Raw genomic sequence first — 13,375 nt, 5'->3', positions numbered from 1 at the left:
TTGATTATAACGGGGGATTCTTGCTTCACAAACTCTTAACTAGATAACAAATCAAACAAGTTGAGCTGTATCCCCGCCAGACCGTCTCCACAAGCTTTTCTTGCTCCGTCTTTACGCTGAGGAAACCTCAGCGCAGGCGGTGCGCTTTTATTGAACGGTGTGCCCCACCGCTATTAACCCTTTACTAATTCGCTACCACTCAATTAATTTACAACTTTGAAATTCATCTCATAGCTAAATCTCGCGATTATAGCAGGAGTAATCTTTCAAGATTTTTTGATAGCGATTTGTATTTAACTAATGGCTAAAAACCACTACACCAATAATACAGATATACCTTAAATCAATATAATGCTTATCACCCAATAACGAGTAAAGCTAAAGCGCGGACGCTGAGGATTATATCAGGTTGACAAGAATGTGACAATTAGATTAGAAAATAGACTAGAATACTTTATTTTTGAGCCCATAAACAAAATTTAATTATTGAATCTTTTAGTAATATTAAGCACCCACCTAATCAAAAAATAGGGGGGTGCTATGGTGTCGGGACGTTATTAATCTATGACAAGTTCCAATTCCAGAAAAATTTTCTCCTATTTCCTGAAACCTTAAGAAAATAGATAGAAATTGACTTGAATGTAAATATCAAATCAAGCTAATTTTCTCTGTTTAATGTTTTTTTACCAATTGTCTAAAGGCTATTATTACTAATACTACTTAGGTCAAAAGGTCAAAGTTTCAACCTAAAATTTAGTAGGCATCTTGTAATTCATAGAATTCTGGAGAAATATAATCTTTACGCAATGGCCAGCCCACCCAATCTTCAGACATCAAAATGCGTTTGAGATTAGGATGTCCTTCATAGATAATGCCATACATATCATAGGATTCCCGCTCTTGAAAATCAGCCGATTTCCAGATCCAATAAACTGAAGGAAGTCTAGGATCGTCTCTGGGCACAAATACCTTTAAACGTAATTCTTCTGGTTGGTCTACATCGTCCTTTACCTTAACTAAGTGATAAACACTTACCAAGTCTTGTCCGGGACCTGCATCATAAGCACATTGACATTGTAGATAGTTAAACCCATAAGCGTATAAAGCTGTAGCTAAGGGAATTAAAAATTCTCTGTCAACTTTGATCATTTCTACTCCCAGATGATCGGGTTCTAGAAACTCATGCTCAAAGCCATTTTCTGTCAGCCATTTTGAAGTTTGACCTGCTTCAACTATTGGAGCTTCTGATTCAGCCACGATTTACCTCCTCTTTTTGTGCAGCTTGCAGTGCAGGTGGTATAGGCATACCTATTGCTTCTGTCAATTCTTTTGGTGGTGTTTCACGGTCTGATGTCTTGAGATACTTACCATTCAGAATTGGTTCAACCACTTTCATATTGTGTTTAACAGTGTAGTAGCGATGTACCTGCTGTAGTTGAGCACGTTCTTGCAAAGATTCATTAGCAACTTTTTTTCTCAGCTTAATGACAGCATCAATAATTGCTTCTGGACGTGGTGGACAACCAGGAATGTAAACATCTACTGGGATTAATTTATCTACCCCACGAACTGCTGTAGGTGAATCCATACTAAACATCCCGCCAGTAATTGTACAAGCACCCATAGCAATTACATATTTAGGTTCTGGCATCTGCTCATAAAGACGCACCAAGACTGGGGCATACTTCATGGTAATTGTACCTGCAGTAATTAGTAAGTCTGCTTGCCGAGGGCTAGACCTTGGCACTAAGCCAAAGCGGTCAAAGTCAAATCTAGAGCCGATTAGAGCTGCAAATTCAATGAAGCAGCAGGCTGTACCATACAGTAGAGGCCACAAGCTAGAAAGTCGTGCCCAGTTGTAAAGGTCATCAACTGTAGTTAACACAACATTCTCTGATAGTTCTTGAGTAACCTGGGGAGATTGCTCAATGGGATTAATAATTTTTTGGTTTTGATTAGGACTTAAGACCATTCCAAAGCTCCTTTACGCCATGCGTAGACTAAAGCAACAACTAATATTGTGATGAAAATTAGGGCTTCTATAAATGCTAGAAGTCCCAATTGATGAAAGGCCACTGCCCAAGGATATAAAAATACTGTTTCTACATCAAAGATGACAAAGACCAGGGCGAACATATAATAACGGATATTGAATTGTATCCAAGCTCCACCAATTGGTTCTACACCCGATTCATAAGTAGTTCGTCGCTCTGGGCCACGAGTTTTAGGCCGCAGTAGTTTAGATGCAGTTAAGGCAATAACTGGAACTAGGCTGCTAATTAGTAGGAAGCCTAGAAAATATTCGTAACCACTAAGAGTAAACACAATTAACCTACATTTCCTAAGTAACTAGGACTTTTATCTGTGAACATTTTGACACTTTCTTGTTAAGGGTGCATCTCAATTTTGAATAAAGCCAAAAATTTATCGCTTTTAGGAAACAGCGGTGCGAACTCGCCTCGGCGACAGATGCAAGGGAATGCGCACTCCTGTGAGGGAATAAATAAGAAAAAAAGTATTCTTGCAAATAAAATATGAGATGCACCCCTAGTTAGATTACAGATTATAACGAGAGATTATTTTTTTAGCGGTTGTTACAACTGTGCTGTTTAATACCAATTTCATAAATTAATTTTCTTTTTTATGATTGGAGATGTTTAATAGTAGAGGCGAGTTCCGTGTTAAGTTAATGGTCCTGCAAATTATTTCAGATGAACCCGCCCCCAACCCAATAATCTAATACACAGTTTTAGTTGTGTTAGTCCAGTAGGAATAAATCACAAATTAATACGTAACTAGGGCTTACCGAACTAATCTAAAAGCATTGAAATATAAAGACTTTAGCCTTTTTTCGTTCAAAAAAAGTACCTGGTTTTCAGCTCTTCACGCTCAAAAAGTTAGTATTTTAGGCTCATAGTTGGGCAGAAAAATCTCATTCTGACAATTCTTACTCCTACCTCTTCTAAATTCCTATTTCTCCCCTCCTGGGAGGGGGAGGGGCGAGGGGTGGGTTGTCTCCTGTCTCCTGTCTCTTACCCCAGCAAAAAGACTTTCCATACGCAAACCCTAACTATCACCCTCATCAGACCAGATCGACAAGCTTTTGCCAGTCGAATTTTTAAGTCAAATGTCAAAATAAAAGAGCTAAAAGTAGCTCGAACCAGTCGGGTTACAATCATTTTTCAATACCCATCTCCTCGAATCACAACAATTCTGTAATAATAATTAAAGATGTTCTCATAATAGCTATTCAATTTTTTGGAACTATGAGCGAGGAAGCCACTGAGGCCAAAGATGAACAGGATCGGTATGAATGTCGAGCCTGTGGATATATATATGAACCGAAGAAGGGAAGTTCTACTGGTAATATTCCGCCCGGAACTGCTTTTTCAGATTTGCCCCCTGGTTGGCGCTGCCCTGTTTGTGGAGCGATTAAGGTTCAATTTGTGAATGTTGGACCAGCTGAAGGTCCTTCCGGATTCAAAGAAAACCTTGGATATGGTTTTGGTGTTAATACACTCACACCAAGCCAGAAAAATATTCTAATTTTCGGCGCTTTAGCCGCAGGATTTTTGTTTTTCTTGAGCTTATATGGTTTACGATAAGATGGCCTAAAGGCTTATTAATGATTTAATGTGATGCACTCAATAGTAAAGTCCTGGAAACAAATTTTCATCATACTAGCAGCAGTTATACTTTGTAGTGGCTGCAAAAATGCCTTTTTACCTGCAATGAGTTACAATCCCTGGGAAGTAATTCAACTACCAACTGAGGCTAAGTTGTTTGATATCGGATTTACAGGCAATCCTGACCATGGTTGGATTGTCGGTGGTAATGCTACTCTTTTAGAAACTACTGATGGTGGTAATATTTGGCAACCTAAAAGTATTGATATAGTAGAAGAAAAAGATCGCTTGACTTCAGTAAGTTTTAATGGTAAGGAAGGGTGGATTTTAGGACAGCCTTCTTTACTTCTACACACAGATGATGAAGGAGAGTCTTGGACTAAGATTTCTCTAAGCTCTAAATTACCAGGTGCTCCTAATTCTATTATTGCTCTTGGGCCAAATTCTGCGGAGATGACTACTGATGTGGGAGCTATCTATCGCACAGAAGATGTTGGCCAACATTGGCGCGCTCAAGTAGAGGATGCTGTGGGAGTAGTGAGAAATATTTCCCGTTCTCCTGATGGTAAGTATATTGCTGTTTCGGCTAAGGGTAATTTTTACTCTAGTTGGGAACCAGGCCAAAGAGCTTGGACTCCTCATAATCGTCAAGACTCTCGCCGTTTGGAAAATATGGGGTTCAGTGATGATGGTGGTTTATGGCTATTAGCACGAGGAGGCCAACTGCGGTTTAGCGATCCAGAAAATCCTGAAGAGTGGGGAGAAGCTATTGCCCCAGAATATGCCACAAGTTGGGGTTTATTAGATTTGGCTTATCGAACTCCTGATGAAATTTGGGTTTCTGGTGGTAGTGGTAATTTACTTCGCAGTGTTGATGGCGGTCAGACTTGGGAAAAGGACCGTGATGTAGAGAATGTTCCAGAAAATTTCTACAAAATTGTTTTTATTAACCAAGAAAAAGGTTTTATTCTTGGTCAAAGAGGAACTGTGTTGAAATACAATAGTTCAGCAGTTTCAGAAGCAGCTTGAAATTTACTATAGCAGGGAACAGGGAACAGGGAACAGGGAACAGGGAACAGTGGCAAAAGCTTTTCTCTGTCTTAGGTTCATCATCAATCTCTATCAAACACCAACTCTTTCCTTGCTATACAATATTGGAGAAATATTCCTAATAATAAGAATTGGGTAGTATTACTCAGATGGGAAAAGGTAATTTCTTGATGTTGTTTGAGTTACTGAAAATTTAGACTGAATGTGTTAGAATTGATCCCGTCTAACTAACAGATAAAAATAACAGATTTTAAAGAAGGCAAAAAGTTAGTCTATCTTTAGTTGTTAACAAAGACAAAAAACTCAAACCATTAATTAGTGATGGGATGAGGTGTTTAGAAAGGTTTTAAAACTATCATATTGAGATGATGGTTAGAAATAAATTTGGAGGATAAAATTAGATGGCTGGTGGCAGTACAGGTGAGCGTCCTTTTGGAGATATCATCACAAGTATTCGTTATTGGGTAATACACAGTATCACTATTCCAGCTCTGTTTGTTGCAGGTTGGCTATTTGTAAGTACAGGTTTGGCTTACGACGTTTTTGGTACACCTAGACCTAACGAGTATTATACTGAGCAAAGACAAGAATTACCAGTTGTATCAGACCGTTTTGAAGCTAAAAAACAAATTGATGAATTTATTGGTGAATAGTTGAAAGTTTAGGAGATTTTTATTATGACTAGCGGAAATCCAAATCAACCAGTTAGCTATCCAATTTTTACAGTTAGATGGTTAGCAGTTCATACCCTTGGCGTGCCTACAGTTTTCTTTTTAGGTGCGATCGCAGCTATGCAGTTTATTCAAAGATAGGAGTATATTATGCCTTTAGATCGTAGCGAAAATACTAATAAACAACCAGTAGAATTAAACCGAACTTCACTCTACCTTGGTTTGTTATTAGTGTTTGTTCTTGGTATTCTGTTTTCCAGTTATTTCTTTAATTAATTCGGGAAATAAAACAGAGAAATTACTAATATTAAGTCACCCTATAGGGGTGACCTATTGCTAGTAATATTGAGTAGAAAGTTAACAAGTATATAGTTGACTTAATTACCTAGTAGGTAAAATTTTTTTAGTACGAAATAGTTTTGAAATAATGAGGTGAAATATTATGATGTCCGAACCAGGTAGAATTCCTTTATGGTTGGTTGCTACTGTTGCCGGAACTGGCGTACTTGTAGTTGTGGGTCTTTTCTTTTATGGTGCCTATGTTGGTGTAGGTTCTTCTTTATAAGAAAGACTTGAAGTTTGATTTTTTTGAATAATCTCACTATCTTTGAAAGTGGGATTATTTTTTTTTGAGGTTCATAGATGAAGTTAAATTTCACAATCATTAGTGACAAGTTACCCACTTTTTAGGATAGTTAGGTATGGCAGTCGCCACTATAACTATAGTTAGGACATCGGGTAATTATATAGTTAGGACATCAGGTAATTATGATGATTTATGACGCGAGCAAGATGCTCGCACTAATTGTCAAACAACAACCTGGCAGTTCCTATCCGGATGATATTATAAGAACTGTCCAATAGCTAAAAGTCTGATATTATCGGTTTTTTATTCCCCCTTCCGGAACTGTTGCCTGTTGCCTGCGCACAGCGCTATATTTAGGCAATTATTTAAAGATTGATAAACATTAATGATATCTATGGATTTGTATAAAGGTATGTCCGATTTCTATAATAGCTTTGTGCAAAAGAATCGGGATTACAAAGCAATTGCCACGGAGCTGATCGAAATTTTCGGCGATCAGAAGGACATCTTGGATGTAGGAATTGGGACTGGTTTGCTTGTAGAGCAAATTCTTCTGTTGCGACCTGAACTCCAGATATCCGGGGTGGACACGAGTGCGTCTCTACTTGCTCAAGCTCAAGAATGCTTAGGGACTCGAGTCGATCTCTACTGCCAAGATGTCGTCGATATGCAGCTCAACAAGATGTTCGACCTGGCCTATTCTCGTGGTGGTGCATGGGCTTTTGTGAATGATGGCCATACCATTTTACTTGCCAGCCACATCCTTGAGTTTGATGCTATTGAGAGGAGCTTTGAACGTATTGCCGCACACTTACGAGACAGAGGGAGATTGATTATCATCTCATCAAATTCTAATCATAGCAAATGTGAGAATTTGGATGAGGAAGTATCATTCCAGAGAACCGTTACCAAGAATTGGATTGATGGAGAGCAATATATTACCATTGATTACACTTGTCATCAGCAAGGGAGTCTTCTCGGACAGCAAAAGCTGCGAATGCGATTACTCGAGACCGATCTTATCGAAGAAATGCTGAAATTGGCAAATTTGCGTTTTGTCTCCGTTCGAGATAACCAGTATCATATCTATCAAAAAGAGGTTTCCGAATGAGTGAGTACTTCAATCTTATGAAAGAGACATCCCAAGCAACGGATGTACTGAGCGCTGACTATACAGAGAAGTTAAGCCCAGAAGTGCAGCAGCTTCCGATGAAACGTCATGGTCATCCTCGATTACGAGACCTCCAGATCCGAACAGGTTATGAGATTAATGGAGGTCAAAACTGGAAGGAGATTATTCCCGTCTGTGCAAGCTTTGAGATCCTAAACTGCTCGACTTATGTTATCAACTGGTTTCTTGATGAGAAAAATGGGTATGATAGTACCGATAGTAAGCGAAAGCTAGTCATCGCAGGCTTTCAACTGAGAGAAATTGCTCAACAAATCTTAGAGGATTATGGCATGACTTCGCTCTTAACACTCCTCAGCAAAATCAACCACCAAGTCTATCTTGGTCAGAGGATGGACATTCACGATCTACAGGTTTCTAGAGTGAGTGATTATCCAGACTACGACCAGTTCCTAGCAGCGTATCAGCAGCGATGTAGATTGCTTTCAGGTGTGTTCTATGGAAGTTGCTTCTTTGCAGGTTCGATTGTTGCAGAGCAACCTGACAAATTGCTGTATGAGATGGGTGCTATCTATGGTGCAGCTACTCAGGCGGCTTGATTTTGGTGATTTTGCATTGCCTGTCGAGCGTCTATCAAAGCTGGAGAAACCTTATCAGGATCAATTTTCGGACTTCATAAATGGAAAACTAACGTTGGCAGTGTATCTGATGACCCAAAGATCCAACGAGCAAGAGCGGGAGCGACTCGAAGAATTAAGGTCTAATACTATTGATGATAATTCCTATCGCGAAATTCTAGAGATACTGGTCAACAAGGGTGTATATGCTGACTGTCTGACTTACCTTAAGCATGAGCATAAAAAATGTAAGACGATGCTCTATGCTAAAGAGAAAACAGTACATCGAGACACGGTTGCCTCAATTCTAGTGAGAATCACCTCGAACAAGTTCCTGTCACAGCTCAGAAAAAACATCGAAATGTTTAGCATTGGATGATACTTTTGCTATTTCTGTATGATATGATTAGGTAGCGAGTCCTAAATTTTTAACAATGAACTCTTTTACTTTAGCTAAAACAATTGGTTCAATTTATTGTGTAGGTCGTAATTATGCCGATCATGCAAAAGAGCTAAACAACCCAGTTCCGAAAGAACCGATAATTTTCACAAAGTCCCCTGGTTGTGTTGTACCATTTGAAGGAAAGATATTTTTACCACTTAATTTAGGACGATGCGATTATGAAACAGAGATTGCTATCCAACTTGGCACTGATTTGTATCAGGCGGATCTAAATCAGGTTTTACAGGCAATTAGTAGTGTTGGTATTGCTCTAGATTTGACTCTTCGCGATCGACAAAATGAGTTGAGGGCCAAAAAGTATCCTTGGGATCTAGCCAAAAGTTTTGTCAATGCTTGTCCGTTGTCACAGTTTAGGAAGTTGAATGATGTTACAGAAATAGAAGAACTTGAAATCAGACTTGAAATCAACGGTGAAGTTCGCCAACAAGGGTCTACCAAACAAATGTTATTTTCCATTCAAGACCTGCTCTGTTTCATTAGTCAGCAGATACCGCTACGTTCGGGGGATGTTATTTTAACTGGGACTCCACCTAATGTTGGGCCTCTCAATAATAATGATTATTTAGTTGCTTTTCTAAATGGGGAAGTTATTGCGGAGGCTGAGATTATTAGAAATTGATGTATAGTAGGGAACAAGGAACAGGGAACAGAAGGAAAAACATTTTCCTGTCTGAGGTTCGTTATCCGCATAAGTTCTAACCGCCTTGGCAGTTACTATAGTTGAATTTTAAGTTAAATTGTCTGATTATGAATAATTTTGTTGATTGGTATAATATTTAATAAGTTGACGATATTTTCAGCATTAAAAAATTAGATAAATTGAACGAAGGCTACATATCGATCGATACCACAAATTTCAAATACGAGATATTTATGTTGAAGATATCAAGATAAATTTAGTTGAATTTAAGTAATTAATACTATATGAATTCAGGACTTAGGTAACGGCAATAATTATAGTTACAATACCAAAATAATCGGGAAATTATACGCTATATATAGCAGTGCGACATAAGTCTTGTAGTTAACAAAAAAACCGATAAGTTTCAAGCACAAGTATTAAAATTATCAGCATCTATTATGAACTTAGTAACAGTTTTAGGATTACTAGCAGGCAGTTTAACAACTATTTCATTTTTACCTCAAGTTATCAAAACTTGGCGCACTCGCTCCACAAAAGATATCTCCCTAGAAATGTTTGCTATTTTTTGTTCTGGTGTATTGATCTGGATAATTTATGGCATTCTGGTTAAAGATACACCAGTTATTTTTACTAACGTTGCTACACTGACTTTAGCTTCCCCGATTTTGTGGTTTAAATTAAAGTATAAATAACTCAATATAGTAATTTTAGCTTCAATGAGATACAAAATTGGAGTTTTTAGGTAACAGATAACATAAAATATATCAGTGTAAATCTATCTTACACTTCTTGAGAAATACTATATTCTATGATTACTTATAACTTAATATATCTACTAATGGGATTTAAACATTTTATGGTTGAAAAATGACTAAGAGTCAGTCTAGATCAGGAAATTAGGTCAATGCCCTAAAAATGCCTAGAACCCTTGGTAATTAAGGATTTATGTCTTTTTGAGGTAAAAGTCTTTTCCTGTCTATATTTGAGCCTATTTTATACTTCTATTTTGTGTAATTCCTACTAATATCATGTCCAGTTGAATACTTATAAATAAACGACGGAGGGGTCAGGAGGGAAGAAAGAAGAAGGAAGAAGGAAGAATGAGGAAGTTTTTTTCATCACCAATTATCCGGACATGATATAACATATTTAATACTGAATCCTTACTCTTCACTCCAGCAATACCTGAATCTAATTTCATACCAATTATTTTTGCTTTTCCTAATAAATATACTGTAGGAATAACTAGCCTTGGTTATCAGATTGTTTAGGAAACTTTAGCAATTATTTACTGGTATTAGTGTTCTACATTACACTAGATAACTAAGCCAAATATTTCTTGAGAGAGTTAATTTAATTCTTTGTTGGCAAGTATCTTTAAAATCACTGGGTGGTCTAAAAAAGCTTTATAACGAGACAAAACATTCATTTGAGTGGCTTTACCATCATAATTAAATTTGTCAAATGAACTACCCTTTCCCACGTTTTGGACTTTGGACAAAACGAAAAAATAGTTAGCGTAATAATTACGCTAACTAAACAGGGCAATATCCCTCTGTCCCCAGTGAATTTATAGCGGTTTTCACAAAGGTAGACTACAGACAAAATATAAGTATGTTTGAAGTTTAATAATTACAGATCTAATAGCTGTATTCTATGTTAATGAAAACCGCTATAATCACTGAAAAATAGAAATAATTAAGAGTTGTCGCCGACTCAAATGCCAACTTTTAGTTATTTTTGAGAATTTTTGTTCCCTTTTGTGATAACTTGATGACGAGATAGAAATCAGAAACTGTACTATTATTATAGATTACAATCTGCTTCACCGATTTTTCCTATGGCTACTGATAGTCAGAAAAAAACTCAATATAAATATTTAGGAAAACCAGGAAGTGAAGCTGATATTGATGCAGTTGAAAAAATGACTCGAAGGGATATTATTGATGAGTTGGAGAGGGTTATTTATTCTCTTCTAGAAAGTTATTTAGATATTTGTTTCGGTGGAGAAATTGAACCAGACCCATCCTATGCTCTTCAGGATAATCAATAATGTGAGAAACGAAGATAATTCCAGATTTGATTCTGTTTCTAAACCCTAATCCCAGTAGTTAGCGTAAATAAATATTACGCTAACTACTCCGTTTTTGTCCAAAGTCTAACACGTTAGAAACCATATTAATTCCAGCATCAGTAAACACTAACCCTAAAGCTAATGTTCATATCTATACTAGGATGGCTATATATTTATGTATGTTTAAACTTTACAATACTCGATCTGCTATTTTTGGAAAAACTCCCTTTAGCAGGCATTGCTTGTTTCACAGGTATATCAGAGTTGTGCCCACAAAAATATATAAATCAATAACCTTTTTCCTTCTGCTTTCTCCTTACCGAAAAATTAAAGTATAAAGCCTCTCCATTCATGGAGAAAAAAGAAAAAAATCCTTTGAGGCAATTCTCTTCTTTATAAAAAGAGGTAATTATTAATTATTAATTGTTAATTATTGATTGTTGAACCATAACGGTAATTTTTATCGCCTACCTACTTATTTATAATCTAAAATATGTCTACTAATACTAATATATTTAATACTGAACGTTTACTCTTCACTCCAGCAATACCGGAATCTAGTGCCATACCAATTATTTTTGCTTTTCCTAATGAATATACTGTAGGAATAACTAGCCTTGGTTATCAGATTGTTTGGGCAACTTTGGTAATGCGTTCCGATCTACAAGTTAGTCGTTTATTTACTGATATTAATGAACCTCTTCCACAGCAAACAGAATTATTTGGTTTTTCTGTTTCTTGGGAACTTGATTATGTGAATATTTTCCAGATTCTGGAGTCTTTAGAAATTCCTATTAGAGCTAAAAATCGTTTGGGAAAAAATTATCCAATAATATTTGGTGGCGGACCTGTTTTAACGGCAAATCCTGAACCTTTTGCTGATTTTTTTGATGTAATTTTATTGGGAGATGGGGAGAATTTATTAGGAGATTTTATTGATGCTTATCAAGAAGTTAGAGGAGCGGATAAACAAGTACAATTGAGACATTTATCTCAAGTGCCAGGAATTTATATTCCGAGTCTTTATGAAGTAACTTATGAAAGTGCTGATGGTGCTATTAAATCTATTGAACCTATAGATAAAGATATTCCGCCTGTGGTGCAAAAACAAACTTATCGGGGTAATACTTTATCTGCTTCTACCGTAGTGACTGAAAAGGCAGCTTGGGAAAATATTTTTATGGTAGAAGTGGTGAGAAGTTGCCCGGAAATGTGTCGTTTTTGTTTGGCAAGTTATCTGACTTTACCATTTAGAAGTGCTAGTTTAGAAGGGTCTCTAATTCCTGCTATTGAAAAGGGATTAACTGTTACAAAACGTTTGGGTTTATTGGGAGCTTCGGTAACTCAACATCCTGAATTTGATAGTTTATTGAATTATTTGAATCAGCCAAAATATGATGATGTGCGATTGAGTATTGCATCGGTTAGAACAAATACGGTGACGGAAAAATTAGCAAAAATTTTAAGTAATAGGGATACAAAATCAATTACTATTGCTGTAGAAAGTGGGAGCGATCGCCTGCGAAAAATTATAAATAAAAAGTTGGAAAATGAGGAAATTATTGAAGCTGCTGTTAATGCTAAAGCTGGTGGTTTAAAAGCTATTAAGTTTTATGGAATGGTGGGTTTACCTGGAGAGGAAGTAGAAGATTTGGATGCTACGATAGAAATGATGTTGGCTTTGAAAAAAGCTGCTCCTGGTTTAAGATTAAGTTTGGGATGTAGCACTTTTGTACCGAAATCTCACACACCTTTTCAATGGTTTGGAGTCAACTCTCAATCAGAAAAAAGGCTGAAGTTTTTGGAGAAACAACTACGGTCAAAAGGGATAGATTTTCGCCCAGAAAGTTATAAATGGTCGGTGATACAGGGATTAATTTCTAGGGGAGATAGAAGGTTATCTAATTTATTAGAATTAGTAAGAAATTATGGGGATTCTTTGGGCAGTTATAAGAGAGCTTTTAAGGAGTTGCGTGGGGAGTTACCAGAGTTGGATTTTTATGTTTTTGATGATTGGAAGTTAGAGCAAATTTTGCCTTGGAATCATATTCAAGGTCCTCTACCAATAACAACTTTAAAGAAACATTTGGCAGAGGCAATAGGGGAAGTCAGAAGTCAGAAGTTAGAAGTTAGAAGTTAGAAGTCAGAAGTTAGAAGTAATCCCTGACTGAGTTGTATTGAAGAAGGAGACAGGAGACAGGAGACAGGAGACAGGAGGAAAATTACATGGGGATTCGCTCCCCCAAGTAATTTTGAACACCGTGTAGACGGTGGAGTATTAAACCCACAAAGAAAATGATAATTCAGCTATTAGCTGTCAGCTTGAGCGTAACAAGACTGCTTCATAAAACTGATACAAAGCGTCACATAACGTGACAAATTGATGTTGACTTCCTGCTTTCCTACGGAATGCTACGCAAACTGCTGAGGCCGTCGGCGGTTACTCATCCACAGGCATTAACGGTCAAGCCAACCGCATCTCTACACTCTATACTTACATTTAAGTCTTTGTCAAT

Annotated in this window: 17 protein-coding genes; 13 read left to right on the top strand and 4 right to left on the bottom strand. The window is 37.0% G+C overall.

The annotated features are described in order from the left end of the window. Nucleotides 1-753: 753 nt before the first annotated feature. Genes F6K18_RS23150 through ndhC form a run of 3 tightly spaced genes read right to left on the bottom strand, consistent with a single transcriptional unit; the run spans nucleotide 754 to nucleotide 2,325 of the window. Complete coding sequence (locus F6K18_RS23150; RefSeq protein ID WP_124143450.1) at nucleotides 754-1,257, bottom strand: NAD(P)H-quinone oxidoreductase subunit J; 504 nt, start codon at nucleotides 1,255-1,257, stop codon at nucleotides 754-756. Further along, nucleotides 1,250-1,972 (bottom strand): photosynthetic/respiratory NAD(P)H-quinone oxidoreductase subunit K, encoded by a 723-nt coding sequence (gene ndhK, locus F6K18_RS23145; protein WP_287524513.1) that lies wholly within the window; start codon nucleotides 1,970-1,972, stop codon nucleotides 1,250-1,252. Before ndhK ends, F6K18_RS23150 begins: the two co-directional genes overlap by 8 nt. Continuing rightward, nucleotides 1,963-2,325, bottom strand: coding sequence for a photosynthetic/respiratory NAD(P)H-quinone oxidoreductase subunit C (gene ndhC / locus F6K18_RS23140; protein ID WP_287243474.1), 363 nt, complete (start codon nucleotides 2,323-2,325; stop codon nucleotides 1,963-1,965). The genes ndhK and ndhC overlap by 10 nt, the downstream gene beginning before the upstream one ends. A 941-nt stretch (nucleotides 2,326-3,266) precedes the next feature. Between ndhC and F6K18_RS23135 the strand changes: the two genes are divergently transcribed. The 11 genes from F6K18_RS23135 (at nucleotide 3,267) to F6K18_RS23085 (ending at nucleotide 9,477) form a co-directional block, all read left to right on the top strand. Further along, nucleotides 3,267-3,605, top strand: coding sequence for a rubredoxin (locus F6K18_RS23135; RefSeq protein ID WP_287524511.1), 339 nt, complete (start codon nucleotides 3,267-3,269; stop codon nucleotides 3,603-3,605). Between the two features lie 33 nt (nucleotides 3,606-3,638). Beyond that, a complete protein-coding gene (locus F6K18_RS23130; protein WP_287524508.1) occupies nucleotides 3,639-4,655 on the top strand; it encodes a photosynthesis system II assembly factor Ycf48 in 1,017 nt (338 codons plus the stop codon). A 422-nt stretch (nucleotides 4,656-5,077) separates the two neighbouring features. Then, complete coding sequence (gene psbE, locus F6K18_RS23125) at nucleotides 5,078-5,329, top strand: cytochrome b559 subunit alpha (RefSeq protein WP_287524506.1); 252 nt, start codon at nucleotides 5,078-5,080, stop codon at nucleotides 5,327-5,329. Nucleotides 5,330-5,353: 24 nt separating this feature from the next. Next, complete coding sequence (psbF, locus tag F6K18_RS23120; protein WP_094677274.1) at nucleotides 5,354-5,488, top strand: cytochrome b559 subunit beta; 135 nt, start codon at nucleotides 5,354-5,356, stop codon at nucleotides 5,486-5,488. A gap of 9 nt (nucleotides 5,489-5,497) precedes the next feature. Then, entirely contained in the window at nucleotides 5,498-5,623 is a 126-nt protein-coding gene (locus F6K18_RS23115) for a photosystem II reaction center protein L (protein ID WP_124147170.1), read from the top strand. Between the two features lie 166 nt (nucleotides 5,624-5,789). Further along, nucleotides 5,790-5,912, top strand: coding sequence for a photosystem II reaction center protein J (locus tag F6K18_RS23110; protein WP_124147169.1), 123 nt, complete (start codon nucleotides 5,790-5,792; stop codon nucleotides 5,910-5,912). A gap of 406 nt (nucleotides 5,913-6,318) precedes the next feature. Continuing rightward, nucleotides 6,319-7,044, top strand: a complete 726-nt coding sequence (locus tag F6K18_RS23105) for a class I SAM-dependent methyltransferase (protein WP_287524502.1) — start codon at nucleotides 6,319-6,321, stop codon at nucleotides 7,042-7,044. Beyond that, entirely contained in the window at nucleotides 7,041-7,661 is a 621-nt protein-coding gene (locus tag F6K18_RS23100; RefSeq protein WP_287524500.1) for a hypothetical protein, read from the top strand. The genes F6K18_RS23105 and F6K18_RS23100 overlap by 4 nt, the downstream gene beginning before the upstream one ends. After that, the gene (locus tag F6K18_RS23095) at nucleotides 7,636-8,058 is read left to right on the top strand and encodes a hypothetical protein (protein WP_287524497.1); all 423 of its coding nucleotides are present in this window, start codon (nucleotides 7,636-7,638) and stop codon (nucleotides 8,056-8,058) included. Before F6K18_RS23100 ends, F6K18_RS23095 begins: the two co-directional genes overlap by 26 nt. Before the next feature lie 55 nt (nucleotides 8,059-8,113). Then, the gene (locus F6K18_RS23090) at nucleotides 8,114-8,761 is read left to right on the top strand and encodes a fumarylacetoacetate hydrolase family protein (protein ID WP_287524495.1); all 648 of its coding nucleotides are present in this window, start codon (nucleotides 8,114-8,116) and stop codon (nucleotides 8,759-8,761) included. Between the two features lie 461 nt (nucleotides 8,762-9,222). Then, nucleotides 9,223-9,477 carry a SemiSWEET transporter gene (locus F6K18_RS23085; RefSeq protein WP_287524493.1) on the top strand — a complete coding sequence of 85 codons (255 nt, stop codon included), beginning with the start codon at nucleotides 9,223-9,225 and terminating at the stop codon, nucleotides 9,475-9,477. 656 nt (nucleotides 9,478-10,133) lie between these two features. On the opposite strand, the gene F6K18_RS23080 is transcribed toward F6K18_RS23085, so the two are convergent. Continuing rightward, nucleotides 10,134-10,268 carry a hypothetical protein gene (locus F6K18_RS23080; protein WP_287308824.1) on the bottom strand — a complete coding sequence of 45 codons (135 nt, stop codon included), beginning with the start codon at nucleotides 10,266-10,268 and terminating at the stop codon, nucleotides 10,134-10,136. Between the two features lie 357 nt (nucleotides 10,269-10,625). Here F6K18_RS23080 and F6K18_RS23075 point away from each other — a divergent pair, with 357 nt between their 5' ends. Beyond that, nucleotides 10,626-10,838 (top strand): hypothetical protein, encoded by a 213-nt coding sequence (locus tag F6K18_RS23075; RefSeq protein WP_287524490.1) that lies wholly within the window; start codon nucleotides 10,626-10,628, stop codon nucleotides 10,836-10,838. A 514-nt stretch (nucleotides 10,839-11,352) separates the two neighbouring features. Further along, nucleotides 11,353-12,999: a radical SAM protein gene (locus tag F6K18_RS23070; protein WP_287524488.1), complete on the top strand. Its 1,647-nt coding sequence runs from the start codon at nucleotides 11,353-11,355 to the stop codon at nucleotides 12,997-12,999. Nucleotides 13,000-13,375 lie beyond the last annotated feature (376 nt).

The sequence above is a fragment of the Okeania sp. SIO2C2 genome, assembly GCF_010692625.1.
GTDB lineage: Bacteria > Cyanobacteriota > Cyanobacteriia > Cyanobacteriales > Microcoleaceae > Okeania > Okeania hirsuta.
This window is presented reverse-complemented; position numbering and strand designations above follow the sequence as displayed.

Excerpts from the sequence above, each read along its gene's own strand:
- F6K18_RS23070 (WP_287524488.1), top strand. The coding sequence starts at position 11,353 with ATGTCTACTAATACTAATATATTTAATACTGAACGTTTACTCTTCACT.
- F6K18_RS23095 (WP_287524497.1), top strand. The coding sequence starts at position 7,636 with ATGGTGCAGCTACTCAGGCGGCTTGATTTTGGTGATTTTGCATTGCCT.
- F6K18_RS23110 (WP_124147169.1), top strand. The coding sequence starts at position 5,790 with ATGATGTCCGAACCAGGTAGAATTCCTTTATGGTTGGTTGCTACTGTT.
- psbF (WP_094677274.1), top strand. The coding sequence starts at position 5,354 with ATGACTAGCGGAAATCCAAATCAACCAGTTAGCTATCCAATTTTTACA.
- F6K18_RS23085 (WP_287524493.1), top strand. The coding sequence starts at position 9,223 with ATGAACTTAGTAACAGTTTTAGGATTACTAGCAGGCAGTTTAACAACT.
- F6K18_RS23105 (WP_287524502.1), top strand. The coding sequence starts at position 6,319 with ATGATATCTATGGATTTGTATAAAGGTATGTCCGATTTCTATAATAGC.
- ndhK (WP_287524513.1), bottom strand. The coding sequence starts at position 1,972 with ATGGTCTTAAGTCCTAATCAAAACCAAAAAATTATTAATCCCATTGAG.
- F6K18_RS23100 (WP_287524500.1), top strand. The coding sequence starts at position 7,041 with ATGAGTGAGTACTTCAATCTTATGAAAGAGACATCCCAAGCAACGGAT.
- F6K18_RS23075 (WP_287524490.1), top strand. The coding sequence starts at position 10,626 with ATGGCTACTGATAGTCAGAAAAAAACTCAATATAAATATTTAGGAAAA.
- F6K18_RS23135 (WP_287524511.1), top strand. The coding sequence starts at position 3,267 with ATGAGCGAGGAAGCCACTGAGGCCAAAGATGAACAGGATCGGTATGAA.
- F6K18_RS23090 (WP_287524495.1), top strand. The coding sequence starts at position 8,114 with ATGAACTCTTTTACTTTAGCTAAAACAATTGGTTCAATTTATTGTGTA.
- F6K18_RS23130 (WP_287524508.1), top strand. The coding sequence starts at position 3,639 with ATGCACTCAATAGTAAAGTCCTGGAAACAAATTTTCATCATACTAGCA.
- psbE (WP_287524506.1), top strand. The coding sequence starts at position 5,078 with ATGGCTGGTGGCAGTACAGGTGAGCGTCCTTTTGGAGATATCATCACA.
- F6K18_RS23115 (WP_124147170.1), top strand. The coding sequence starts at position 5,498 with ATGCCTTTAGATCGTAGCGAAAATACTAATAAACAACCAGTAGAATTA.